Here is a 26,473-nt window from a genome sequence, read left to right as displayed (position 1 = left end):
AGGCCCGGCTGGTTGGCCGGGCCTGTTTGCGGCGCCGGAAGATCTGACCGGCAGCCGTTTCTTGCAGGAGAATCCGCCGGCTCAAGGCCGGCGGATTCTGCGTCCGCTCCAGGGCCGTTTATCCGCCGCCTCAGCGTCTTCTCGGGATATTCAGTTCGTCCGAACCTTCGCGTACTTCGACGCTTCCGTTCTTGTCGACACGGGCTTCTTCGCGGCGCACCGTATCGCGTACCTGTTCCGTTTCTTCGATCTCGCGCTTATGCACTTCGATCTCGCCGGTCACGACGTTGCGTTTGTTGACTTCGACCTGCTCTTCGCTGACCGGGACCCGAATCGTCTCGTCGGCTCCGATCGGCGTATCGGTCGGCGCGTTGTCGACGCTGCGGCGCTCGATGACCACTTCTTCGTGGCTGACCGGAACATCGATCGATTTCTGTTCTTCGACAATATCTTTGTGCACTTCGACTTCGCCGCTGCGCACCGTGTTCTTGGAAACGTCGAGCCGTTCCTCGCGCAGTTGAAGCTTGCGCGCCTCGTCCGTATCGAGCGAATCCAAACGGTCGTTGGCGCGCGTACTTCCCAAATCCGCGGAAGCGGCAAGACCGCCGTCCCCGACCGAAGTTCCGTCCATGCGGTTGGCTTCGAGATTGCTTGCGCCCATAGCCGGCGTGTCGCTGTACAGCGTATCGTTTGCGGCAGCCGTTTGATTAATCGACGTATAATCGTTGTCGTAACGGCGGTTCAGGGAACGATTGTCCTGGAAGATCCGGTAAACGTCGCTGCGGTTGGATTCTTCCGTATCGACAATGACCAGGATATGGCCTTCGTCGACCATCGCATTGTATTCGTTGGCTTCTTCTTCCGGAATGCCGAGGCCGATCAGTCCGCCGACAAGACCGCCGCCGGCCGCGCCTACCGCGACGCCCGCAAGCGTCGTTGCCAGAGGTCCGGCCGCGAGCAGGGGACCGATGCCCGGAATCGCCAGCGCCCCGAGACCCGCGAGCAGCCCACCGATTCCGCCGAGCACGCCACCGGTGGCTGCGCCGCCTGCCGCGCCTTCCGGCGCCATGGTGCCGGTCTCTTCTTCGATCTTTTTCATATCTTTCTTATTGCGTGTCACAACCGAGATATCGTCCGCCCGGTACCCGCTGCTTTTCAGCTGTTCGATTGCATTCGAAGCTTCATTTTCCGAATTGAATACGCCTACGACTTTTCTGTTCATAATCATGATGCCTCCTCGTGGTTATCGAATATTGAAGGTCGAGCTTTCGGTTTAACAGATGTTGAAAAAGCAAGGTGATTCGACCAGGGTGATTAAACGGTGAATTCCGCCTCGATCAGAATTTGGAGTCGCGATCCGGGTTTACGCGATCTGTCGTCCGGAGCGTCGGATCGGCATCGAGGTTTTCATCGACTTCGACATCGCCTGTTCGTTCGACGCGCGCTTCTTCGCGGCGAACGGTTTCTTCCACGCGCTCCGTGTCCTGCACTTCGCGTTTATGCACTTCGACTTCGCCGGTTACGACGGATCGTTTGTTGACTTCGATCTGTTCTTCGGTGAGCGGAATACGGATCGTTTCGTCTTTGCCGATCGGCGTATTCGTTTCTTCGTCGTGAACGGCTTTGCGTTCGATAACGACTTCTTCGTGCACGACCGGCACGCTGATCGTTTTCTGCTCTTCGACGATTTCTTTGCGGATGTGCACTTCGCCGGTTTGAACTTTGTTTTTCTCGATCTCCAGCTGTTCTTCTCTCAGGCGCAGCGTGCGGGCTTCGTCCGTTTCGTCCCGCGGAATACTGCCGGTAACCGCTTCTTCGTCCGAGTAGATGCCGCGGTCGCCCGAAGTGATGCCGGTATCTTCGGGAATATAACCCGCCCGGCTTGCATCGGCGGCCGCGCCGGTGCTCGGCGGAATATCCGTATTGCGGGACGTGAGATCCGCTCCGTAAGAAGCCGCGGCAAAATCGGTTGTCGTATCGACCGGCTGCGAACCCGCCGTGTTGATTCTCGTATCGAGCGGGTCGATCGACGGATCGGTGCGCAGCGTCGGGTCGACGCCGGTCGTCAGTCCCGCCGCCGTTGTCGGAGCGGCAAAGTCGCTTTCTTTCAACCGGTCCGAGTTCAGCGCGTGATGATCGATGAACAACTGGCTGACTTCGGCTTCCTGAGCCGGCTCCGCGTCGACCATAACGAGGATGCGTCCGCCGCTGACCTGTTCGTCGTAAGAGCGGGCTTCTTCTTCCGGAATGCCGAGGCCGATCAGTCCTCCGACCAGACCGCCGCCGGCCGCTCCGACCGCCGCGCCCGCCAGTGTCGCCGCAATCGGGCCGGCTGCGAGGATAGGGCCGATGCCCGGAATCGCCAGCAAGCCGAGACCCGCCAGCAAGCCGCCTACGCCGCCGAGAATACCGCCTGCGGCGGCTCCGCCGGCCGCGCCTTCCGGCGCTTTGGTGCCGGTATCTTCGCTGATCGATTCCAATTCTTTACGGTTCTTGGAAACGACGGAGATGTCGTCCGCGTTGTACCCGTGTCTTTTCAGATCCTCGATTGCGTTGGAAGCTTCCTGTTCCGCGAGAAATACGCCTACGATTCTTCTGGTCATGTCAAATTCCTCCTCATCGAAAATAGAGATTCAAGAAAACGGATATTTATGAAAACAGACAGGGACTTGTATGAACTCCCGGGAAACGGTTTGTAAGGTGTAAGTAAAAGAGCAAAACGGCTTATAAAGACGAAATAAACTAGCCCGACCTTGCAGCCGGGCTTCGTTCAATTGGATTGCGGGCGTTTTTTGCCGCGCCGATCTTTACAACTTGCGGGAAGGAGGGGTGGCGTCGGCATCGAGACTGCCTTCTTTGACGCTCAGGTTCCCGTCTTTTTCGATGCGCGCTTCTTCGCGGCGGACCGTATCGCTTACCTGCTGCGTTTCCTGTACTTCGCGTTTATGCACTTCGACTTCGCCGGTAACGACGGAGCGTTTATTGACTTCGACCTGTTCTTCGCTGACCGGCACGCGAATCGTTTCGTCCGCGCCAATCGGTTCGTCGGTCGGTACCGCGTTTACCGCGCGGCGCTCGATGACGACTTCTTCGTGCGTAACCGGCACGTCGATCGTTTTCTGTTCTTCGATGATGTCTTTGTGAATCTCGACTTCGCCGCTCTGCACGCGATTCTTCGTCACGTCGAGCTGCTCTTCGCGCAGCCGTAGTTTGCGGGCTTCGTCCGTTTCGTCGATCGGAGGAGTATAGCCGGCCGTATTCGCCCGAACATCGCTTTCGGAGAAATTGTCGTCCGTCCAGCCTACCGTCGTATTTGTCGTATTCACCGTATCGGTATCGACCGCGCCTGCCGCGTACAGATCCGAGTAACGATTGTTGGTGGAATGATTGCTGCTGAAAATGCGGGCGACTTCCGATTCCTGCGCCGTATCCGCGTCCACGATGACGAGAATGTCGCCGCGGTCCACATAAGTGTTATATTCGTTGGCTTCGTCTTCCGGAATGCCCAGACCGATCAGGCCGCCTACAAGGCCGCCGCCGGCCGCGCCTACCGCAGCGCCCGCCAGGGTTGCCGCCAGAGGGCCGGCTGCCAGAATCGGACCGATGCCCGGAATAGCCAGCGCGCCGAGACCCGCCAGCAGGCCGCCTACGCCGCCGAGAATACCGCCGGTTGCCGCGCCGCCCGCCGCGCCTTCCGGCGCTTTGGTGCCGGTTTCGTCTTCGATGGCTCTAAGATCTTTCTTGTCTTTGGTAATGACGGAGATATCGTCTGCCGTATACCCGCTGCGTTTCAGCTCGCTGATTGCGTTAGAAGCATCCTGTTCGTTATTGAATACACCTACGAATTTTCTAGTCATCGCTTGTTGCCTCCTCAAAGTTGTTGTTGATTTTCAAAATGTTCATGTGGTGCCTTCCGTTGCATCATATTTAAACGCCACGACAGAATATAAACAGGTAAAAAGCTGGGTTTTTTAAAATTGTCAATACTTTTTTGAAACATTTTTTTATTTCGCGGAGGACGTTTCATTTGTTATCCGAGAGGGTGTAATATTTGGATTTTTAGGGCGAAGGAAAGGGAGAGAACAGCGATAAAAAGCGGAGCAGTTAATGAAAGGCAGCGATGGAAGCATGGGGAAGCGGAAGCAAAAAACAAAACCGGCGGCAAAAGCGGAAACGGAGATTTTTGCGCGTTGCAGTTCCCGATCTTCATATCCGCTGCAATTAAAAAGACCTCCGGGTTGGAGGTCTGCGGGTTGTCGAGAAAGCCGGTTAGGGTTCCAAACGGAAAATAGCGGCACAGGTACACTTATTTGGAGCGAAACGCTTCGATTTCTTCAAATAGCGACGCAGGTACAATTATTCGGGAGCCAAAGAACGAATCGAAGCGAAAAAACTCGAAATAAATGTATGAGCGTCATTATTTTCTCGAAAACGTAAGATTAAGCCTGAATAAGAGCATATGCGCAGCTATTTCAATTCTTCTTACCATTCGCTTTAGTTCTCCAGCCTTTTCCCCGACTTTTTATTCCAATCGAATCTATATCCGATCTTCCGAATGCACCGTAGACAAAGAAGGCGAAAAAGGCGAAGTCCGAACTTCTACCAGGCCGCGACCGTGCCGTCGGACCGGGATTCCGTACCGCCGCACAGCACGCCGCTGACCGGATCGCGCCAGATGATCTGGCCTTTTCCGAACATATTTTTGTCCGGGGCGACCTGGATATCGTGTCCTTTGCGCATCAGCGCCTGCGCGATATGGATCGGGAAGTCCGGTTCCACCCGCACGGTGCGGCCGTTCTCCCACATCCAGCGCGGCGCATCGAGCGCCGCCTGCGGATTCAGCAGATGATCGACGGTGCTCGTCACCACCTGGACGTGCGCCTGAGGCTGCATAAAGCCGCCCATCACCCCGAACGGTCCGACCGCTTCGCCGCCGCGCGTCAGGAAGCCGGGAATAATCGTATGGTAGCTGCGCTTGCCGGGAGCGAGCGCATTGTCGTGTTCCGGATTCATCGAGAAATTGTGTCCCCGGTTCTGCATGGCGATTCCGGTGCCCGGAATCACGATGCCCGAGCCGAAGCCCATATAATTGCTCTGGATAAACGAAACCATATTGCCTTCGCCGTCCGCGGCGGCAAGATAAACGGTCCCGCCCGAAGGCGGCGTGCCCGGGCCCGGCAGCGCGGCTTCGTCCGTAATCAGCGCGCGCCGCTCGTCGGCATACTTCCGCGACAGCAGCCCGTCCACGGACGCGCGCATATGCGCCGCGTCCGCGATATACGCTTCGCCGTCAGCGAAGGCGAGCTTGATCGCCTCGAACTGGCGATGGTACGTCAGGACGCTTTCCTTGTCTCCCGCCGGGAAGCCGTCCAGCATATTCAGCGCCATCAGGGCCACCAGGCCCTGGCCGTTCGGCGGAATCTCCCAGACCTCGTAACCCCGGTAGCTCGCCGAGACGGGCCGTACCCATTCCGGCTTGTAGCCGGCGAGGTCCGCGCGGGTCAGGTACCCGCCGTGATCGCCGATATAACCGGCGATCTTCGCGGCCAGATCGCCGCGGTAGAACGATTCGGCGCGCGTCTCGCCGATCTCGCGCAGCGTCGCCGCGTGCGCCGGCGACGCCCACATCTCGCCGGCTCCCGGCGCGCAGCCGCCCGGCGCGAACGTGCGGAACCATTCCGCATATTCGTCGCCGATCAATTGACGGCCGAAGATCCGGTGCGCCCGGGCCCAGAAGTAGGCGAGCGACGCGGGCAGCGGATAGCCTTCCTCGGCGTAGCGGGCCGCCGGTTCAAGCGTTTGCGAGAGCGGGAGCCGGCCGAAGCGGCTCGACAGCTCCGCCCAGGCGGCCGGAGCGCCCGGCACGGTGATCGGAACCGTGCCGTACTTGGGAATCTCTTCGATGCCGCGCTTAAGCAGCGCTTCGATCGAGAGAGCCGCCGGCGCCGGGCCGCTGGCGTTGAGGCCGTGCAGTTCGCCGTTCGCCCAGACGAGGGCGAACGCGTCGCCGCCGATGCCGTTGAAGGCCGGCTCCAGCACGGTCAGCGCGGCGGCCGTCGCCACGGCGGCGTCGATTGCGTTGCCGCCGGCTTTGAGAATATCGAGCCCCGCCTGCGCGGCGAGCGGCTGGGACGTGGCGACCATGCCGTTTCGGCCGTAAACCGGCAGACGGCGGGAAGGATAGGGCTGATACAGCGGATCGAAATTCATGCGTTCATCTCCTGTCGATTGGACCGGAGCGGCTGCGGCCGTCCGGATTGTATGTAGGGAACTGCTTTTACTGTTCGCCGCGCGGGACTTCGCGCCGCTTCCGGTAATACTCCAGCCGTTCGCCGAGCGTACCGGTATGGAATTCGAGCAGATGTCCGTCGGGATCGCGGAAATACAGGGATCGGCCTTCGCCCTGCTCGTCGCGCGAACGCCCGGGCAGGATCTCGGCGTCCGCCGCGCGCAGCCGGCGTTCGAGTTCCGGCAGATGCTTTTCCGCCGCGGAGAACGCGAAGTGCGTATACGAGCCGCGGATTTCCGCGCGCGGAATATCCCGTTCCTCGTTCAGCGCGATCCAGAGTCCGGCCGTTTCGAAATAAGCGGTCCGGCCGCGAAGATATACGGGTTCCGTTTCGAAGATCAGACGGTAGAAACGTACCGACCGTTCGAGATCGGAGACCGAGAACGTCAGATGCCCGAAGCCTTGAATCAAAGCCATCCCTCCTTTGCCGCAATAAATATGTCAGCAAGTATACCATAAACCCGCTGCTTATCCGCCTCCGCGCGGCAAAAAACCGCTTTTCCGAAGAAAAGCGGTTTTTCGAAAGCCGCGCAAAAGACCTGGACCCGGTATCCGGGCCTTATCGAACCGGCCGGATCGCCGATCTTTATTCCAGCGTATGCTGGATCTTGCTCTTGACGTACATCTGGTAACCGTGGCGGATCGCGATCTTCACGACCATGTAGACCGGAATGCAGATCAGCATGCCCAGGATGCCCATCACGTCGCCGCCCACAAGCAGCAGCACGATAACGGTCAGCGGGTGCATATCGAGCTGTTTGCCGAAGACGAGCGGTTCCAGCAGGTTGTTCTGGATCAGTTGGGCGACAATTACGATTACGATCGACCAGAGCGCCATGCTCGGCGATTCGATCAGCCCGACGATCCCGACCGGCACGCCCGCGAGGAACGCCCCGATAAACGGGATAAAGTTCAGGAAGAACGACAGGATGACCAGCAGCAGAGAGTACGGCAGCCCGATAATAAGAAAGCCGATATAAAGCAGGATACACAGCGCAATGTTGACGATTACGCGGCCCGCGATAAAGCTGTTGAGCGCGTCGTCCATTTCGTCCAGCATCTGTTTGCCGTCCGCTTTCTGGCTGGCCGGGAAGATCTTCAGCAGCTGCGGCGGCAGCTTGTAGTCGTCGCGCAGCAGGAAGTAGAGCAGGATCGGGAACGTCGCGATTACAAGCACGAAGCTCGACAGGAACGAGAACATGCTGGTGATATTGTTCGACAGCCAGGTGAACGTCGAATCCAGATAGCCCGACAAACGATTGAGCAGTTCTTCGTTCTGGCCGCTGTCGCTCGGAATAAAACGCTTGATCGTCGGGTTTTCCTGAAGATGCTGAATCTGGTAAACCGCGTCCCTTGCAAGTTGAGGCGCGTTTTCCGCAAAGCTTTCGACCTGATCGCGCAGCGTCGGCCATACCCACAGCGACGCGCCGACCATCAGCAGAATCGCGACGGCGAAGATGGACATGACGGACCAGGAGCGCTTCCATTTTTTTCTCTCCAGAAAACGCACGAGCGGCCGGAGCGGGTAATAGAAAAAAGCGGCAATCAGCAGAGGAACGACGAGCGAGCTGACCAGGGACACGACGGGCGTGAAGATAAACTTCACCAGCGTCCCCAGGAAAATGATGAGCAGGAGCAGGGCCACGCCCGCACCTACTACAAAAAAGCGATTCTTGAACATAAACTTCCTCCTTGAACGATATCGATTGCCGTGACGACCCCCGCCAATGAGGTGTGAGGTTGCAGTACTTCATATTTAAACGAAACCCGGACTTTTCACGCTTGGACCGAGTTTCGGATTTTATTTTTGAAAGCCGATCATTTTCATTGGAATTATACGCAAAAGGTATTGACGCCGACTGGAATAGGATGTAAAATTCAATCTTGCACGACCTAAACGTTTCCCAGCGGTTTTGTGAACCCGGCAGGAAAACAAACACACCATCGGAGGAATTTACCCATGAAAAAAGCTTCTTTGCTCGGCCTCGTTGCGATTCTGATGACGCTGCTGCTTGCAGCCTGCGGCAATAACAACAGCAACACGGCCGGTTCCAATAGTACCGACAAAGCGGACGGTTCCAGCGAGACCGCCGCAGCCGCCGGGAACAGCCTGGACAAGATCAAAGCCGCCGGCAAGATCGTCATCGGCACCGAAGGCACGTACGCGCCGTTCACTTATCACGACGACAAAGGCGAGCTGACCGGTTTCGACGTAGACATCGCGCGCGAAGTGTCCAAAAGAATCGGCGTCGAAGCCGAATTCGTCGAAGCGCCGTGGGACAGCCTGCTGGCCGGGATCGATGCCGGACGTTTCAATGCCGTGTTCAACGAAGTTTCGATCCGCGACGATCGCAAAGAGAAGTACGACTTCTCCGATCCTTATATCTCTTCCGGTTCCGTCCTGATCGTGAGAAACGACAACACGGACATCAAGTCTCTCGCCGATTTGAAAGGCAAAAAGTCCGCGCAATCGATGACCAGCAATCTGGCGGACATCGCGAGAGAGAACGGCGCGGAAATCGTGGCGATCGACGGCTTCCAACAGGCGATCGACCTGCTCAATTCCGGCCGGGTAGACGCAACGATCAACGATAATCTGTCGTTCCTCGATCTGAAAAAGCAAAAGCCCGATATCGCGCTGAAAGTAGTCGACGAGACGGACGACGCTTCCCAAAGCGGCGGCGTATTCGCCAAAAACCAGCCCGAGCTGATCGAAGCCGTGAACAAAGCGCTGGCCGACATGCACAGCGACGGCACTTACACAACGATCTCCGAGAAATACTTCGGCGAAGACGTCTCGAAATAACCGGCGGCTTTGGCCGGATACCAATCCGGCCGAAACGCTCGGTAAAAGGCGGCTTTGGCCGGATACCAATCCGGCCGAGACGCTCCTTCCGCAACGATCATCCATTATACGAAGAGAAGCAGCCGAGGTTTCATCCGGCACGGGGCTATCCCGGATTCGCGGCGCGAGTCCAGGGACAGCCCCGCTTCCTTTTATATGGATTTAAACGTTTCGCCCGGCGGCCCCGCTTCTTTTGACGGAGGCTTCTTTTGACCGGCATTTATAAAGGGTAAAGATAGACCATAACTATTCTGTTTCCGTTTGGAGAGGGGAGCAAGCATGGACGACCGCAAAATTCAAATTCTGATCGATTCTTTCTGGCCGATGCTCAAAGCCGGTCTGCAGTTCACGATTCCGCTGGCCCTGATTTCGTTCGTGCTCGGGCTTGTGCTGGCGATCGTCGTTGCGCTTGTGCGCATCTGGAAAGTGCCCGTGCTCAATCAGATCGCCGGTTTCTACGTCTGGGTGATCCGGGGCACGCCGCTGCTCGTCCAGCTGTTTATTATTTTCTTCGGCCTGCCGACAATCGGAATCGAGTTCGATCCGTTCCTGGCCGCCGTTATCGCTTTTACGCTGAATATGGGCGCTTACAATTCCGAAATCGTGCGCGCCGCGATCCAGTCGATCTCAAGCGGCCAGTGGGAAGCGGCTTATTCGCTCGGCATGACGCGCGGACAGGCGCTGCGCCGCATCGTGCTGCCGCAGGCCGCCCGCGTATCGGTGCCGCCGCTGTCGAACTCGTTTATCAGCCTGGTCAAAGATACTTCGCTTGCGTACACCGTTACGGTGGTCGAGATGTTCCAGGTGTCGAGACAGATCGTCGCGACGAATTACGAGCCGCTGCTGATGTACTGCGAAGTCGCCGTGATTTACCTGATGTTCTGCACGGTGCTGAATGCTTTGCAGAATGTAATGGAGAAGCGGCTGGAACGTTTCTCGACCCGCTGATCCAGACCAGGAAGGAGTTTTCTATCCATGATACAAATTCGCAATTTGCATAAATCGTTCGGATCGTTGGAAGTGCTCAAAGGCATCGACCTGTCGCTGGACAAAGGGAAAGTGCTCGTCATTATAGGCCCGTCCGGCTCCGGCAAAACGACGCTGCTGCGCTGCCTGAATCTGCTGGAAACGCCGAATGCCGGTTCGCTGAGTCTCGGTTCGTCGCAGCTTGCGTTCGACGGGGGCCGCAAACCGCGCAAAGAAGAAGTGCTGAAGCTGCGCCAGAATACCGGGATGGTGTTCCAATCCTACAATCTCTTCCCGCACAAAACGGCGCTGGAGAACGTGATGGAGGCGCAGATCGTCGTTCAGAAGCGCGGCAAGGACGAAGCGCGCAAGCGCTCGCTGGAACTGCTTGCGAAGGTCGGGCTGTCCGACAAAGCCGACGTGTACCCACACCAGCTGTCCGGCGGCCAGCAGCAGCGCGTCGGAATCGCCCGCGCGCTCGCGACCGATCCCGAGGTGATGCTGTTCGACGAACCGACCTCCGCGCTCGATCCCGAGCTGGTCGGCGAAGTGCTCAAAGTCATGAAAGAGCTGGCGGCCGAAGGCATGACGATGGTCGTGGTCACGCACGAGATGAAATTCGCCGCCGAAGCCGCCGATACCGTCGTCCTGATGGACGGAGGCGTCATTATCGAGCAGGGCCCTCCTCGGCAGGTGCTTAACAATCCGTCCGGCGAGCGCGCCGCGCAGTTCCTGAATCTGCTGACGGAAAAGGAGCTTTGAGAAAACCGGATAAACCGTTTCAAAGTACCGCCTTCCGGGCGGTACTTTTTTTATATTCGTTAGCGTCCAATTCCTTTATAATGAACAAGTTAGCGACCAAAATGTAAGTTTAAGGGGGATGGAGCATGAAAGAGACAAGGCATTGTTTTACGGTCAAGCTGCTGCTGGCGGCCGCTCTTCTGCTGACGGGCTGGGGGCTGCCCGGATTACAGAAGGCGGAGGCGGCGCAGGAGCGCTACAGCTCGGAGGTGGAATTCGATTTCAAGTATCAAAAAGAAGAGCGGAGGGTCGTGCCTCGGGTTCGCGTGACCAAAGTTTATTTCGACGACGGCCGCGTGGAAACCGATATCCGCGAGTTTCCCGATCAGGCGCTGCCTTTGCCGAAAAGTGCGCAGTATCTGGACGAAACGCGCGAGCGCGACGATCCTTCGCTGAGCCAGACTTTTTACGACGGCTGTCGGTTCTATTACGGCACGCACGTGTTGAATACGCAAAACGGTCCGAAGGCTTTTACCGTGTACTGCGACTCGACCAGGGACAAGAAAAAGAATGCGAAAGGCGTACAAACGGCGCGTTCGAATTACAGGGTATATGCCTACGACGTTGCAAGCAGCCGTCTCAGCCTCCTGAATAAAGCGGAAGCTCCTACGGACGATCCGCCGCCGGTCGATCTTTATACGAGGTTTGGCGGATACGGCATACTGGGACCTTACGGAGAACAGAACTACGAGAAGAAGCAAAACCGCGTGTATTCGATCGTGACCAACAAACTGCTGGCGCGCACGGCCGAACATCCGCAGGAAGACCTGTCCAGCGGAACGCTTCGTTTTACGGAGTATCAGAAGCTCTCCAACGACCCCAAGGTCCTGGCTAAGCTTGATTATTACGTGTCTACTTCATACGGTCATTTCAAAGCGAAAACGATCGTTCTGCATCCCGACGGAACCCGGACCGTGCCGCAGTACAAGGAGCCGCTCAAGGACGTTTACTATGAGCAAAAAGTCGGTTCTTACACCTACGCTGCGTATAAAAAACCGGACAGCGAAGACCGTATGGTCGGCTACCGCACTTCGTCGGGTTTTAAGCCTCTTTCGCGCGCCGATGCTTCCAGCAGTTTCTATCTGCTGCGTTCCGGTAAATTCCTGGTGATTCGGCAGCAAACGCCCAAGGAAAAAACGCTGAGAATCGTCGATGCGAAAACGGCGAAAGCGATAGTGGATATCCCGGATGTCGGCGGCTGGATTTCCGAGGAAGTCGGCGATTCGATCGCCCGCCTCGGAGCCGATAGCAAAGACTATTATATCCATCTGCCGACAGGAATCATCACGCGCAATATGGAGAATTCCCAGCTTATTCAAAGCGATACCGGCGGTTATACGGGAGCGCAGGATAAACTCGTATCCATGCAGGCTCCGCCGCAAATGTACATAAACGGCAAGCAGGTGCGGTATGCCGGACAGGGCCCGTTCCTGACAAGGGGAAATCGCTGGTATGTGGAAGTAAACGACTTTGCGAAAGCGGCGGATACGACTGTGACCAGGACGGCAAACGGTATCGTTTTGGTCCGGGGTACTTATAAGATGACCGTTTCCAAAAACGATCCGACAGCGCTGCGCTGGAAAGGCCAGACCTTCGTTCCGCTGGAGACGCTGAACGAAAAGCTGGGCATGGCCGGAGGCTTCGTGGACTCCCCGAGAGAAAAAGGGTATACCTCCAAAGCGCTGCGGATCTTCTCCAAAGACTTGAAAGAAGAAGACGTGATCGCGCGGCCCGATCTGTACGAAGCGCTCGACGGAGAAGCAAATATGGCGCAGGGACATTACTATGCCATGCGAAACGGCAAGCCGGCGTCCATGCCGCTGACCGGCACAAACGTTTATTACGGCGGCGGAATGCGTCTGATCTTCAAAAACGGCGTGCTTGTCAATGTCGCGTCCGTTTCGAATGTGGACGGGCGCACCCTGCGCAACGTTATTTTCGATATCAATCCGCTCAAATACGTGATCGCGGCCTACGGCACGCCGCAGGCGACCAAAACCGGCGGCCAGATGGTGCGCTGGTACAAGGTGGAGGGCAAGACCCTGGTGTTCGAGAGCAGCAGCGTGGTCACCAGCGCTTACTATATTGTGCAATAAATCTTTGCAGACGGCGACGCGGCTTAAGACCCGGGTCCGCCGAACGCCGGAAGCGGCTTGACTATTCTGAAACGAGTCCGTTCGAACCCTTTTTCCACGGCGGAAGAAGGGTTTTTTCGATTGCCTGGCGTCGGAGCGGAGCAGCGGGGTAATAGCCTTAGAAGCACGACCAACCCTGCTACAGAAAGGTGAGGATGTATTTGAAAGCAATCGTTATTGAAGAGTTTGGCGGACCCGACAAGCTGCATGAACAGAGCGTACCCGAACCGAAGATCGATGCGAACCAAATCCTGATCAAACTGTACGCCACCTCGGTCAATCCGGTGGACACGAAGATTCGCGAAGGCGCCATGGGCGCCGCGGCGGGGAATTTCCCGCTGATTCTCGGCGGAGACGTCGCGGGCATCGTCAAAGAAGTCGGCGACAACGTAAGCCGCTTCAAGCTGCGCGACCCGGTATTCGCCCGCCCCCGCAAATTCGGAACCTATGCCCAGTATGTGGCCGTAGACGCGGACGTCGCGGCGATCAAGCCGGACAATATCAGCTACGAAGAAGCGGCGGCGGTGCCGCTGGCCGGTCTGACCGCTTGGCAGGCTCTGGTCGACCACGGCAAAGTCAAAGCGGGCGACAAAGTACTGATTCATGCAGGCGCCGGAGGCGTCGGTTCGATGGCGATCCAGATCGCCAAACACCTTGGAGCGGAAGTGGCTTCGACAGCCGGTTCGGAAAACGAACAGCTTGTGAAATCGCTCGGCGCGGATACATTTATCGACTATAAAAAAGAAGACTTCTCCGAGATCCTTTCGGATTACGATATGGTACTCGATACAATGGGCGGCGACGTCCAGCATAAAAGTTTCCAGGTCCTTAAACCCGGCGGCCACCTGGTTTCCCTGCTGGAGAAACCCGACGAGAATCTTGCCAAAGACCTCGGCGTGCATACCGCCCACTTCATGATGGAGCCCAAAGGCGACCAATTGGAGAAACTGGCCGACCTGATCAAACACGGCAAACTCAAGCCCGTCATCGACTCGACCTACTGGCTGAACGAACAGGGCGTGCGCGACGCGCATGAAAAAAGCGAAAGCCACCATGTCAAAGGCAAAATCGTGCTTCGCGAGAAGTAACAAATGCTCTTCGCCAAAAAGCCGCGTGCCCGCCGCGTAAAAGGCGGGCCATGCGGAATAAAGGGCGGATACACGGAATAAACTTTTCGTTTTCGCGGCCTCGAAGAGCTGCGAACGCTCTCTACGCCTACCCCAAAAACACGAAGAAGCCTCCCCTCCATGCGGGAGGCTTCTAGTACGTTGTCAACGCTGAAGGTAAGGTTATATTCGCCTGAGATGCGTACCTGACCCTTGTACGAAATCTCCAATTAAGATGTTAGGTTAAGTCTATCGAAAACCCGCTTGAACCGTGCATGTTTCCGATGGATGCAAACCTTAAATTGAATGCGGTCAAAGTACTAGATTGTCGAGAAACGATTTGATGTAAACCTGAAAGGTAGATTCGATTGGAATGAAAAATCGGGGAAAGGGCTGGAGAACTAAAGCGAGCGGCAGGAAGAATCTAAATAGCTGCGTATATGCCCTTATTCAGGCTTAATCTTACGTTTTCGAGCAAATAAATGCACTGATACATCTATTTCGAGCTTTTCCGCTTCGATCCGGCCTTTGGCTGCCGAATAGCTGCACCTGCGTCGCTATTTGAAGAAATCGAAGGGTTTCGCCCCAAATAAGTGTACCTGTGCCGCTATTTTCCGTTGGGAACCCTACCCCGCTTTCTCAACACAAAGAAGCCTCCCCTCCAAGGAGGCCACTGAAAAACCTACTTCTCAGCGTTCGATTCAACTTTAGTTGAATCGAACGCTATTTTTGTTTATGTTGAAAGTATCTCAGGAAAGCAGGTGATGTCCATGCTTCCTCCCAAATCGAATCCAACTTCCTCTTCAAGTCCGTACATGGCCTTGTACGATCTGGTTGTTCCGCCTACTCACATGCTCCGTCAACTGCACGACCTGGTCGATTTTTCCTTTGTTCGGGAAGAACTCGAAAGCCGATATTGCCTGGATAATGGACGTCTGGCCATCGATCCGATTCGTTTATTTAAGTATCTGCTTCTTAAAGCCCTCTTCCCCGCGTCCGATTGGGATCTCGTCGAACGTTCCCGCTCCGATCTCGCGTACAAGTACTTTCTGGATATGGCCCCGGAAGAACAAGTGATGGATTCCAGCTCGCTGACTGTTTTTCGCAAGCGGCGTCTTCAAGATGAAAAACTTCTGGATCTGCTCATTGGCAAAACCGTACAGCTGGCCCAGGAAAAAAACCTGCTCAAAAGCCGAACGATTATCGTCGATGCGACCCACACGAAAGCTCATTACAACCAAAAGAAGCCGGAAGAACTCTTGCATAACCAGGCCAAAAAACTGCGCAAAACCTTGTACGGGTTCGACCCCTCCCTACGGGAAAAAATGCCGAAGAAGCCGGAAAAAAGCACGTTGGAAACCGAACTGTCGTATTGCGAAACGTTGATTGAAACCGTGTCGGCTTGGGAAGGGTGGACGGAAATTCCGGCCGTCGGCGAGTCGCTGCGGCTGCTGCAAGAAATGGTGGAAGACGACCAGGAACAGCTGCGTTTTTCGGCCGATCCCGATGCGAAAGTCGGACACAAAAGCGCGGACTCCGCTTTTTTTGGCTACAAAACACATCTGGCGATGAGCGAAGAACGTCTGATTACGGCGGCCGTGGTGACCACAGGCGAAAAAAATGATGGCAAACAGCTTCAGGAGTTGATTCAAAAAAGCCGGGCAGCCGGAATGGAAGTCGAGACGGTCGTCGGCGACATGGCGTATTCGGAAAAAGACAATCTGATTGCCGCGAGCCAGGAGCCCGAATTCCAGCTGATTTCGCGCTTGAATCCGCTGGTCACGCAGGGGAATCGAGCGAAAGAGGACGAGTTCGAGTTTAACAAAGATGCGGGGATGTATGTGTGCAAAGCCGGGCATTTAGCGATTCGAAAGGCCAGACAAGGAAAGAAAAAACGGGGAAAGAACCAGCGGGACACGTATTATTTCGAGGTCGAGAAGTGCAGCGTCTGCCCGTTTAAAGAAGGGTGTTACAAGGAAGGCGCGAAAAGCAAGACGTACTCCGTGACGATTAAAAGCGGCGAACACGAGGCGCAAATGGCTTTTCAAGAAACCGAAGAATTTCGTGAGAAAGCGAAGGAACGGTACAAAATTGAAGCGAAAAACAGCGAGCTCAAGAACCGGCACGGATACGAGGTCTCGTCGTATTCGGGTCTAACGGGCATGCAGATTCAAGGCGCGATGGCGATCTTTGCCGTGAATGTGAAGCGAATTTTGAAGCTGATGGAGGAACAAAAGAAAGAAACGAAGTAAAAAAGAAGCACGACCCGGTCTAAAACCCGACCGGGTCGTGCTTTCGTACACTTTCTTTGAACACAAGGACTTTTTCAGCGGCCCCCCTCCAAGCGGGAGGCTTCTTTGTTTTGAGAAGGTCTGATTCAATCGAAGCGAATAAGCGGAGGGAGAAATTCAGTGGAGGTACAAACTTTCGAAGAAAGTTATCTCGGAAGAATATACTGACAGCGTTCGCCTTTGAAATCGGGAAATCCCCACTTAACCCTCATCCAATTTTCCGATTTCAACACGCGACCTAAAGTCTTTCGAAGAAAAGCACATCGTAAGCCTACGCTAACGAATTTCTCCCGCAGTCTCTAAGCTTCTCCCACGAATAGGACTTTATCAATAACTCAAGCCTCCCGCTTTGCAAGGAGGCTTTTTCGGGTAAAGATAAAGACAGAGGGAATCCACAGCCGAAGGAGCGGAAACGCATGGGCAATCGACAAGAAGAAGATACGTCGGCGCAGCAGCAGGACCTGACCGGCCTGATCGATCAGTGGAAAGAGGCGTTGGACGAACTGTATACCGAATTTCGCAAGCGCAGCCGCGCCGCCTGGAAAGACTACGGCGACGAAGATGTGCATCAGGTCAGAGTCGGCGCGCGCAAGCTGCTGACGCTGCTGCCGATCATCGATCCCGACGACGAGACGAAGCTGTACCGCCCGATCAAGCAGGCGCAGAAGCGGCTCGGCCGGGTGCGCGACGCCGACGTGCTGATCGGCGAATTCAAAACCAAACGGCGCGAAGAAGAACAAGCGGGCCGGGAGGAAGAAGCCGGGCTGTTCAAGCGCCTGGCGAAGCTGGAGAAAGAGGAGCGGCGCAGCCAGCGCAAGAAACTCAGCCGGAAACTGCCGAAGCTTGCGGGCGGCAAGTTGGACCGCAAATACAAAACATTTGTCAAAGAGCTGCTGCCGGAACTTGCGGAACGCGCCGACGTGAACCGAAGCCTGCGCGAACTCAAAGACGACTACCGCAAACGCCGCCATACCTATCAGGTGACGGCGGACCGGGAAGGCATCTACAGCGAAGAAGCGCTCGAAGCGCTGCATCAAGTGCGGATCGCCGCCAAGAGATGCCGTTACACGATCGCGTCGGCCGAATTCGCCGCCGACACCAAATACGCGGAAGAAGCCGACCGCTACAAAGACATCCAGCAGCGGCTCGGCGAGATCAACGACCGCCGGACGTGGATTCAGATCGCGGAAGACTACGGCCCCGAAGCGCTGGACGCGGACGAAGAAACATGGCGCAGGTTCCGGGAACAATTGGACGGGGAACTGCGCGCGGCGGTGGACAATCGCGGCGAGCTGTAACCAAAAAGCCCGGTATCCGCACAAGCGGAAAACCGGGCTTTTGATATGGGAATGGCGAAGCTGCTATTTCAACATTTTCCGGGCCATCTCCAACTGTTCTTCCGTGTACGGAGGGAAGAACAGCGTCGAGCCGCTTTCCGCGGACGCGCGCTTCACGATGCTTTTCTGGTGCGAGAAAGTGCGCAGACTGTGCACGCCGTGATACTGGCCGAGGCCCGAAGCGCCCGTGCCGCCGAACGGCAGATTCGGGTTCGAGACGTGCACCAGCGTATCGTTGATGCAGCCGCCGCCGAACGGAATCTTCTCCAGTACGCGGTCCTGCACGTCTTCGTCGACCGTGAACAGGTACAGCGACAGCGGGCGCGGCTGGCTGTTCACCTGGCGGATCGCGTCGTTCAGGTCTTCGTAGGTCAGGATCGGCAGAATCGGACCGAAGATTTCTTCCTGCATGCTGGCCGCGTCCCAGGAGTCGATTTCGAGCAGGGTCGGTTCGATATACTTGGTCACCCGGTCGGACGCTCCGCCGAAGATGACGCTGTCTTTGTCCGTTTCGAGAATCTTGCTCAATCGGTCGAAATGCTGCTCGTTGACGATGCGGGCGAAGTCCGGACTGCTCCACATGTCTTCGCCGAGGAACTCGCGGATGGCGTTCTTCAGCGCGATAATCAGCTGCACTTTCTTGCTTTCGTGCACCAGCACGTAATCCGGCGCGATGCAGGTCTGGCCGGCGTTGACCAGTTTGCCCCAGATAATCCGTTTGGCCGCCATGCGGATGTCCGCCTGTTTGTCGACGATCGCCGGGCTTTTGCCGCCCAGTTCCAGCGTGACCGGCGTCAGGTTCTTGGCCGCCGCTTCCGCGACGACTTTGCCGACTTTGGTGCTGCCGGTGAAGAAGATGTAGTCGAACGATGCGTTAATCAGCGCTTCGACAGTGTCTTTGCCGCCGTCGACCACGCGCACGTAGTGTTCTTCAAATACATCGCCCAGCAGCTGCTTGACGACCGCCGAGACGTTCGGCGTGCTGTCCGACATCTTGATTACCGCGCAGTTGCCGGCCGCAATCGCGCCGATCAGCGGTTCGATCACCAGCTGGAACGGGTAGTTGAACGGCCCGATAATCAGCACGGTGCCGTAAGGCTCGTTAATCACGAAGCTGCTGGCTCCGGCCAGGGTAAGCGGCGTGCCGACGCGCTGCGGCTTGGACCAGCGGTACAATTCTTTGCTGATCTCGGAGATGCTGCTTAGCACAAAGCCGATCTCGGTCGTGTACGATTCGAACGCCGGCTTGCCCAGATCTTCCTGCAGCGCTTCGATCAGCGGCTGCTCGTAGCGCTGGATCGCCGCTTTCAGCTTCTCCAGGCGGCGAATACGGAACTTGTATCCGCGCGTGCGGTCGGTGTCGTAGAACGACCGGTGCTCTTCCAGCATTTTCTCGACTTCTTCGGAACTCCATTCTTTTGCGCTCATAACGTACTTGACCTCCTCGGGAGATTGGATAAAGGATCGGGATTCGCGATGTAGGACGTTTCTGTAAAAAATATAGTTCTTCGCGCGGCTTCAAGTCAAACTTGCGGCCGGACGCTTCAATCGGCGTCGACTTTCTCCGCCGGCGGGAACGTCAGCGAGAACGACTCCAGCAGGACGCAGATGCCCGGACCGAAGCGGCCCGGATGCGGGAAAAAGCTTTCGTCCGCTTCGGCGCGGACGATCCGGGCCAACCGTCCCGTCGCCTGCCCGCCGGGGCGGGTCAGGAAGCGCGTCCCGCCGTCTTCCTGCATCAGGCGCGCCGGCAGCGCGCCCAGCGGGACGGGAAAGCGCGGCCCGCAAGGCCGGGCCGAGAGCGCGAAGGCCGGCGCGTCTTCCGCGGCCTCCGGCGCGGGCGAACCCGCGAACCGCCACAGGCCGTCCGGGCCGAAGCCGGCCGACAGGCGCGCCGTTTGCTTGGGCAGGCCCCAGTTGGCCCTGCCGGCTTCGGCGCTTGCCCGCGAATCCACATAGATTCGCGTAACCGCATGGCCGGCATCGCGGCCGGCCCGGTAATGCCCGGGAGCCAGCAGCAGCTCCCGGTAAGGCCCGACGGCCGACTCGCGGTAGTCGGCCAGCACGATCGCGCCGGCGCCGCCCGGCGCGCGGCCCTGCAGACTCTCGGGCAGCGCGCCGAATGCTTCGGCGCGCCGCTTCGAGGCCGCGAAGACAATCACCAGCGCCGTGCCGGTCAGCCGCCACGGCGGTTCGTATGCGGACATGGTCGCATGCTCCTCTCGGCCCGGTCGTTGTACTCGATGTACTGCCCAGTAACTGTATTACCCAAATTACGGGGGGGACGGACCACGATTTCGCGTATTTTCGCGCGTTCGGGCCTTCGATTTTTACAAACGGCCGCAGCCGCCGTATTGAAACGCGCCAAAAAAGCCCCGGACTCCGCAAAGCGGAAGTCCGGGACTTCGTTCGATGCCGCACGATCTTCCGGCAATCGGGCTGCCGGTATCGAGTGTTCGCGAATCGCACGCGGCCGATTGTCCGCGGGTTACAGCACGACCGGAGGCAGCCGCACGCCGTCGGCTTCGTCGCGCATATCGCCGACGATCTCCTCCAGAATATCTTCCATCGTCACGAGACCGATGGTGCGCCCCGAGTGGTCGCTTACGGAAGCCATATGCACGCGGTTCTGCTGCATGCTCAGCATCACCTCGCGCAGCGTGGCGCTTTCCGTGAACTGCGGGATCTTGTGCAGGAAGCCTTCGATCCGGCCGCTGCGTCCCGCCGCGATCGCGGTCAGCACTTCTTTGCTGTGGATAAAGCCGATAAACGACTCCGGATCGCCGTTGGTCACCGGATAACGCGTATATTCGTGCTCGCTTAATCTCTCGACCAGTTCGCCCGGCGTGATTTCTTTGGAAATCTTGACGATCTTGTCCGCCGGGATCATGATCTCGCGCAGCGCGCGGTCGTCGAACGCGAAAATATTTTGCAGATAAGCCTGTTCGGTCTGGTTGATCTCGCCGCTTTCGTAGCTCTGCTCGACCAGCCATTTCAGTTCTTCTTCCGAGTGCACCGTTTCATGCCCCGCCGGCTTGACGCCGAATACGCGCAGCAGCAGGGTGGCCGAACCGTTCAGCAGCGTGATAAACGGTGCCATGACGCGGCCGAAGCGGTACAGCGAAGGCGCGAGCATCAGCGTCATTTTCTCGGCGAACTGGATCGCCAGCGTTTTGGGCGCAAGCTCGCCGACGACCACGTGCAGGAACGTGACGACCGCAAGCGCGATACCGTACGACAGGACGGTGGAGAGGGCTTCCGGCACATCGAAGCGTTCGAATACCGGATGCAGCATTTTCTCGACCGTCGGTTCGCCGAGCGCGCCGAGCACGAGCGCCGTAATCGTGATGCCGAGCTGGCAGGCGGACAGGTAGTAGTCCAGGTCCTGCGCGACTTTTTTCGCCATGGCCGCTTTCTTGTTGCCGTCGGCGACCAGCTGGTCCAGCCGGGACATCCGCACTTTCAGAATCGCAAACTCCGCGCCGACGAAGAAGGCGGTAAGCCCGATAAACACGGCGACCAGAAATAGGTTTAACGCAATTGTTCCGTCCAATAAATTCCCTCTTGAGAGGGATTCACCTCCATATTATTCATTATTCGTGTATTCGCGTCGATCTTGATTATTGTTCTTCGTAAATCAGCCGCACCGTTTTGACCTGAAGCTCGTCTTTCTCGGCGACGGTCCAGGTATAGCCGTTCTCGTTCAGGCTTTCGCCTTCCTCGACTCCGGTGCCCAGATAATGCTGAATCCAGCCGCCGACGGTATCGGTATCGCTGCGGTCGTCGAACCTGGCGCCGAAGCGCTTCTCCAGTTCGTCCAGCAGCACCCGGCCGCTGATGAGGTATTCGCGTTCGCCGGTCTGCCGGATCTCGGCGATCTCGTCCGCGTCGAATTCGTCGCGGATTTCGCCGACCAGTTCTTCGAGCACGTCTTCCATCGTCAGAATGCCGGCCGTTCCGCCGTATTCGTCGACGACGAGCGCCATATGCATGCGTTCCTGCTGCATTTTGAGCATCGCGTTTTGGATCGGCGTCGATTCCAGCACGAACGGGATGCGGCGGATAAATTCTTCCAGCCTGCGCGCCCGTCCGGCGATGATATGCGGCAGCATTTTTTTCGCGTTGACGATGCCGATAATCTTGTCCTTGCTGCCTTCTTCCGTTACCGGATAGCGGGTGTAGTAATTCTCGTCGAGAATGCGGATCAGCTCCGCGTACTCCATATCTTTGTCGATCGTGACGAGCTGCGTCCGCGGCACCATGATATCCCGCGCCACCCGCTCGTCGAACGAAAAGACGTTTTCCATATAAGAGAGCTTCGTCTCGTTGATCTCGCCGCCTTCATAGCTCTGCGCCATGATGATCTTCAGCTCGTCCTCGGAGTACACTTCCTCGTGCCCCGCCGGCTTCACGCCGAAGCCTCGCAGCAGCACGCGGGACGTACCGTTGAGCGCCCAGATAAACGGGTACATGATACGTCCGAACCAGTAGAGAGGGCCGGCCAGCCGCAGCGTCATTTTTTCCGCAAACTGGATCGCCAGCGTCTTGGGAGCCATCTCGCCGACGACCACGTGCAGGAACGTCACGAGGAAAAAGGCGATCGCGTACGAAGCGATCGAAGACGCCGATTCCGAAACGTTCAGCCAGTCGAATACCGGGTACAGCAGCAGTTCAACCGCCGGTTTGCCGATCGCACCGAGTCCGAGCGCCGTGACGGTGATGCCGAGCTGACACGCCGACAGGTAGTAGTCCAGGTCGCCCGCGACCTTTTTGGCGACGACGGCCGGCTTAACGCCTTCCGAAACCAGCTGGTCGAGCCGCGACATCCGCACTTTGACGACCGCGAATTCCGAAGCGACGAAGAAAGCCGTGAGCGCGAGCAGTACAGCCAGGATCAATAAATTGACGATGATCATTAGGTCCAATAAGTTCCCTCTTGTGAGGGATTCACCTCCAGAGATGGTTTGAAAAAACTTATACGCGCCTCTTCCGTGCCGGTTTCGTTTGGAAGAGGCAGATTGAAGACAGGACGATGAACGAACGGGTTACAGCTATGCCGATAAACGCCTTCCCAAGTCTGCTGCCTCCTTCCACAATGTATTACTTCTTACTATACCATAACCTTTCGTAAGCATACAGTACCGCGTTATGGTCAAAACATTTGACGATTTGTTGACCGCTTGGCGAAATTGGCGTTTTGCGAACGGAGGTGCTATCCTGTGATGAACAGAATCAACACACGGGAGGAGCGAATATCATGCAAAATATCGTATCGAACAAATGGCTGCTGGCGCGGCTGTACGAACCGGAGCAGACGATCGTGGACTGCCGGTTTATGCTGGACCAGCCGGAGTCGGGACGCGAAGCATACGGGCAGGAGCATATTCCGGGCGCGATTTATTTCGATCTGAAAAAGGATCTGTCGGGACCGGTGAGCGAACACGGCGGACGACATCCGCTGCCGGACCCGGAAGAGTTCGCGGCGCGCCTGGCGAAAGCGGGCATCGGCAACGATACGCGAGTGATCGTTTACGACACCGAAGACGGCATGAACGCTTCCCGGCTGTGGTGGATGCTGCGCTGGCTGGGGCACGAGAACGTGGCGGTGCTGGACGGCGGCCTCAGCGCGTGGAAAAAAGCCGGCTTCCCGGTCGACGACAAGCAGGCGGTGCGCGTACCGGCTTCGTTCACGCCGAACGTGCAGCATCATCTGCTGACGGACGTGAACGAAGTGCAGCGGATCGTCGGCACGATCAAAGCGGAGCAGATCGTGATCGGCGTCGAGGAAGAGCTGGCGGCGGAACGCACGGAACTGGCGGACGAGACGACCGTTCCGGAAGTCGCCGCGTCCGCGGAGGAAAAGTCCGCCGCCGCGAATCCGAAAGTCTTTTTCACCCCCGTGCTGATCGATTCCCGCTCGCACGACCGCTACCTCGGTCAGAACGAAACGATGGACCCGGTCGGCGGGCATATTCCGGGCGCGGTCAATTTCTTCTGGCGCGACCTGTTGAAAGAAGACGGTTCCGGCTCGTTTAAAAGCAAAGAAGAGCTGGAGAAACACTTCGAAGGCATCGACAAAGACGCGGAGATCGTCGTCTACTGCGGCTCCGGCGTAAGCGCGTGCCCGAACGTGCTGGCGTTGGAAGAAGCAGGCTTTACCAGCGTACGACTGTATGCCGGAAGCTGGAGCGATTGGATCTCGTACGGGGATAATCCGGTGGCGACGGGGGAAGAGGTTTAAAGATTTTAATCGTGCGTCTCAACAGGATAAGAAACACAAAAGCCGCCCAAGTCTAACGACTTGGGCGGCTTTTTTCTATTGAAGTAAGGTCTCGGATGAAGCAGGGCCTTGGACCCAACTTCCATATTAAAACTCAAAATAAAATAATACCCATGTTAAAAAGTGAATTTTCTAATAGTTATTAAGCTTTTTATGGATTAAATTGATAGTTAGCCGAAGATGAACGCTGAAAAATCGAATGTATAATCATACTTTCTATCCCTTGTTATTCATTATGCCTGAAAGCTGGAGTGATCTTTTTGACAAACAACATCTATCGCATCACGATGGAATATACAAAGAAATATAGAACGCCGATTATCTGGATCATCCTCTGCGCGACTGTCGTAAATATATTCAGCCTGGTTTATTCGTATACGTATAAATATGTGATCGACAGCGTTATTCAAAAAGACAGCGTGGTTTACTGGTTGTTATTGATGCTGGGGATCCTGATCGTAAATACGTTTATGACCTATTGGATCTACTCTTATTATCTCGCCGTTTTCAAGATCCGCATCGCCAACGATTTGAGATTGAATACGTTTAAAAGTATCATGATGCGTCCGTATCCCTTTTTTAGAAAAAACGACAGCGGGAGTATTCTGGTCAAGCTGTTGGACGATCCCAGACAAATGTCGGACTACATCGCGCTTTACCATTTTATTTATATAGGCAACTCCCTGCGATTCGTTATCACCTTCTCGTTCCTGTTCAGTTTGAACTCCCTGTTATCTGTCGTCATTCTTTTATCGATTCCCGTTTATTATTTCACGGTTCGTTTTTCATTCAAAAAGCTCAATCGATCGAACGAAGAAGAGCGAACGGCTTTCGATCGTCTGAGTTACGAGATAAAAGACAGCATCGACGGAATTAAAAGTATAAAGGCCGGTGAACACGAATCTTTTTTCTCGAAGCGAATGGGACGTATCCTGCAGGAATGGTTCGTTACCGAAAGGCGGATTATGATATGGAATGGATTGGTGCAGATCGTACGCGATTTTGTCAAAAGCTTTATTCCTCTATTCGTGATCTTTATCGGCGTTTGGGAAATCTCGCAGGGCAGGCTTAGCGTAGGCGGACTTGTAGCTTTTCTCGGACTGGTGGATGCCGCTTATTTGCCCGTCGACGAAATCATTTATTTTAAAGTCAAAAAAGCGAATGTAAATACATTGTTCAACCGAAATGCGGAGTTGAATACATACGAATCCCCGTCCTCCACAGGATACGTTTTTAAGGATCATCAGGCCGACAACCGAATTCGCATCCTGAACCTGACCAAAAAGCACGGAGAAGAGCTGTTGTTTGAAAATCTGAATTTTGAACATACCGGGAACGGTCTTATTCTGATTCACGGTCCTAATGGAAAAGGCAAAACGACGCTTTTGAATTTAATCAAAAACATGGATCGGGCCGACGAAGGAAGCATCGAAGTACAAGCCCGCAGCGGGATGGCTTACTTGCCGCAGGAAGCCCAAATGTTTAACCTGTCGGTTCGCGAGAATATTTATTTCGATAAAAAATCGGCGATCGAAGTCCCTTCTTTTACCGAAATTCATACCGTGGAGAACCCGGATAAGGATTATTATCGAAACGAGAGATTGTCGGGCGGAGAAAAACAAAAAGTCGGTTTGAGTCGTATTTTTGTGCAGGATAGGGGGATCTGGTTATTGGACGAACCGGAAAAAAATCTGGACCGCCAAACGTTCCAATCCTTATACAATGCTCTAAGCCTTCAAAAAAAGCAGCGTTTGATCGTTATGGTCACTCATCAGCCCGAGCTTCAGAAGATCGCAGACCGAATCGTAAGGATCGGTGATTAGACAGCACTTGCGACGAAGAAGCGGCCGGAGAAGCGCTTTAAGCTTTTGCCGGAAAAAGAACGCGATAAGAAAAAAGGCTGTCCCGCCTGCTTCAAGGCTTTTGGGACAGCCTTTTTGCAGCCTCAAAAGTCTGACGTTGGGGCTTCGAGCATCAGTAAGGGTCGCGCAGCTCGAAAGCCGGACTGCCGCCGTCAAAAGCGTCCGCGCCGTCCGCTGTCCGCAGTTCGTCGAAGACGAGAGTGAAATCGTCTTCGCCTTGGACAAGTTCTCTAGGGAAAAGGAACACGGCAAGCCGTTCCTCGGCGCTTCGCGGCTTCAGAATCCCGGCCGCCGCCGGGGACAGATCCGTCGTTTCCTTCACTTCACCGTTCGAGACCCGAATCTTGGCTGTCAGGGTGGACAGGTCCAACGGCCGCGGCGCTTTGCTGACAATCGTGTAGCGCGCGGTCAACGCCACGACTTCGTCTTCTCCGAAGCCGGTAAAAGCGTCGCGGTATTCTTCCCGAACGTTCAGTTCGGCCCACTGGTAACCTTCCAGACGGATTTCCGCCAGTCCCTGCCGGTCGTCGGTCTCCTGAATTTGCTGGAAGATCACCGTCT

Annotated in this window: 20 protein-coding genes; 9 read left to right on the top strand and 11 right to left on the bottom strand. The window is 56.1% G+C overall.

Features of this window, described 5'->3' with window-relative positions; all coding sequences use genetic code 11:
* Positions 1–130 precede the first annotated feature (130 nt).
* The 6 genes from QWJ34_RS11815 to QWJ34_RS11780 all read right to left on the bottom strand — a co-directional run bounded on the left by QWJ34_RS11815 (position 131) and on the right by QWJ34_RS11780 (position 7,970).
* Complete coding sequence (locus QWJ34_RS11815) at positions 131–1,222, bottom strand: YsnF/AvaK domain-containing protein (RefSeq protein ID WP_302727943.1); 1,092 nt, start codon at positions 1,220–1,222, stop codon at positions 131–133.
* 115 nt (positions 1,223–1,337) lie between these two features.
* Complete coding sequence (locus QWJ34_RS11810; RefSeq protein WP_368046531.1) at positions 1,338–2,603, bottom strand: YsnF/AvaK domain-containing protein; 1,266 nt, start codon at positions 2,601–2,603, stop codon at positions 1,338–1,340.
* 204 nt (positions 2,604–2,807) lie between these two features.
* Positions 2,808–3,857, bottom strand: coding sequence for a YsnF/AvaK domain-containing protein (locus QWJ34_RS27155; protein WP_483314262.1), 1,050 nt, complete (start codon positions 3,855–3,857; stop codon positions 2,808–2,810).
* A 742-nt stretch (positions 3,858–4,599) separates the two neighbouring features.
* A complete protein-coding gene (locus tag QWJ34_RS11790) occupies positions 4,600–6,210 on the bottom strand; it encodes a gamma-glutamyltransferase family protein (protein ID WP_302727941.1) in 1,611 nt (536 codons plus the stop codon).
* Positions 6,211–6,277: 67 nt separating this feature from the next.
* Positions 6,278–6,700 carry a metallothiol transferase FosB gene (gene fosB, locus QWJ34_RS11785; RefSeq protein WP_302728212.1) on the bottom strand — a complete coding sequence of 141 codons (423 nt, stop codon included), beginning with the start codon at positions 6,698–6,700 and terminating at the stop codon, positions 6,278–6,280.
* Positions 6,701–6,875: 175 nt separating this feature from the next.
* Positions 6,876–7,970, bottom strand: coding sequence for an AI-2E family transporter (locus QWJ34_RS11780; RefSeq protein WP_302727939.1), 1,095 nt, complete (start codon positions 7,968–7,970; stop codon positions 6,876–6,878).
* A gap of 279 nt (positions 7,971–8,249) precedes the next feature.
* On the opposite strand from QWJ34_RS11780, the gene QWJ34_RS11775 reads away from it, so the two are divergent.
* From QWJ34_RS11775 to QWJ34_RS11745, 7 genes are all read left to right on the top strand, one after another.
* On the top strand, positions 8,250–9,095 hold the full coding sequence (locus QWJ34_RS11775) for an amino acid ABC transporter substrate-binding protein (protein ID WP_302727937.1): 846 nt from the start codon (positions 8,250–8,252) through the stop codon (positions 9,093–9,095).
* Positions 9,096–9,413: 318 nt separating this feature from the next.
* Positions 9,414–10,082, top strand: a complete 669-nt coding sequence (locus QWJ34_RS11770) for an amino acid ABC transporter permease (protein ID WP_302727935.1) — start codon at positions 9,414–9,416, stop codon at positions 10,080–10,082.
* Between the two features lie 27 nt (positions 10,083–10,109).
* Positions 10,110–10,862, top strand: a complete 753-nt coding sequence (locus tag QWJ34_RS11765) for an amino acid ABC transporter ATP-binding protein (RefSeq protein ID WP_302727934.1) — start codon at positions 10,110–10,112, stop codon at positions 10,860–10,862.
* Positions 10,863–10,987: 125 nt separating this feature from the next.
* Positions 10,988–12,997, top strand: coding sequence for a hypothetical protein (locus tag QWJ34_RS11760; protein WP_302727933.1), 2,010 nt, complete (start codon positions 10,988–10,990; stop codon positions 12,995–12,997).
* Between the two features lie 200 nt (positions 12,998–13,197).
* The gene (locus QWJ34_RS11755) at positions 13,198–14,124 is read left to right on the top strand and encodes an NADP-dependent oxidoreductase (protein WP_302727932.1); all 927 of its coding nucleotides are present in this window, start codon (positions 13,198–13,200) and stop codon (positions 14,122–14,124) included.
* Positions 14,125–14,912: 788 nt separating this feature from the next.
* Positions 14,913–16,394 (top strand): IS1182 family transposase, encoded by a 1,482-nt coding sequence (locus tag QWJ34_RS11750; RefSeq protein WP_483314266.1) that lies wholly within the window; start codon positions 14,913–14,915, stop codon positions 16,392–16,394.
* A 455-nt stretch (positions 16,395–16,849) separates the two neighbouring features.
* The gene (locus QWJ34_RS11745; protein WP_302727930.1) at positions 16,850–17,731 is read left to right on the top strand and encodes a CHAD domain-containing protein; all 882 of its coding nucleotides are present in this window, start codon (positions 16,850–16,852) and stop codon (positions 17,729–17,731) included.
* Positions 17,732–17,794: 63 nt separating this feature from the next.
* Here the strand turns inward: QWJ34_RS11745 and QWJ34_RS11740 are convergent, their stop codons facing one another.
* The 4 genes from QWJ34_RS11740 to QWJ34_RS11725 all read right to left on the bottom strand — a co-directional run bounded on the left by QWJ34_RS11740 (position 17,795) and on the right by QWJ34_RS11725 (position 22,695).
* On the bottom strand, positions 17,795–19,228 hold the full coding sequence (locus QWJ34_RS11740; RefSeq protein ID WP_302728209.1) for an aldehyde dehydrogenase: 1,434 nt from the start codon (positions 19,226–19,228) through the stop codon (positions 17,795–17,797).
* Positions 19,229–19,314: 86 nt separating this feature from the next.
* Positions 19,315–19,977: an acetoacetate decarboxylase family protein gene (locus QWJ34_RS11735; protein ID WP_302727929.1), complete on the bottom strand. Its 663-nt coding sequence runs from the start codon at positions 19,975–19,977 to the stop codon at positions 19,315–19,317.
* A gap of 281 nt (positions 19,978–20,258) precedes the next feature.
* Positions 20,259–21,323, bottom strand: coding sequence for a hemolysin family protein (locus QWJ34_RS11730; protein ID WP_302727927.1), 1,065 nt, complete (start codon positions 21,321–21,323; stop codon positions 20,259–20,261).
* Positions 21,324–21,390: 67 nt separating this feature from the next.
* Positions 21,391–22,695, bottom strand: a complete 1,305-nt coding sequence (locus QWJ34_RS11725; RefSeq protein WP_302727926.1) for a hemolysin family protein — start codon at positions 22,693–22,695, stop codon at positions 21,391–21,393.
* 332 nt (positions 22,696–23,027) lie between these two features.
* Between QWJ34_RS11725 and QWJ34_RS11720 the strand changes: the two genes are divergently transcribed.
* Positions 23,028–24,011 carry a sulfurtransferase gene (locus tag QWJ34_RS11720; RefSeq protein ID WP_302727924.1) on the top strand — a complete coding sequence of 328 codons (984 nt, stop codon included), beginning with the start codon at positions 23,028–23,030 and terminating at the stop codon, positions 24,009–24,011.
* 299 nt (positions 24,012–24,310) lie between these two features.
* A complete protein-coding gene (locus tag QWJ34_RS11715) occupies positions 24,311–25,873 on the top strand; it encodes an ABC transporter transmembrane domain-containing protein (protein ID WP_302727923.1) in 1,563 nt (520 codons plus the stop codon).
* 151 nt (positions 25,874–26,024) lie between these two features.
* Here the strand turns inward: QWJ34_RS11715 and QWJ34_RS11710 are convergent, their stop codons facing one another.
* Positions 26,025–26,468 carry a hypothetical protein gene (locus QWJ34_RS11710; protein ID WP_302727921.1) on the bottom strand — a complete coding sequence of 148 codons (444 nt, stop codon included), beginning with the start codon at positions 26,466–26,468 and terminating at the stop codon, positions 26,025–26,027.
* Positions 26,469–26,473 lie beyond the last annotated feature (5 nt).

The organism is Saccharibacillus sp. CPCC 101409 (assembly GCF_030518235.1).
Taxonomy (GTDB): domain Bacteria; phylum Bacillota; class Bacilli; order Paenibacillales; family Paenibacillaceae; genus Saccharibacillus.
Note: the sequence above shows the minus strand (reverse complement) of the source record. Positions and strands in the feature narration are given on the sequence as shown.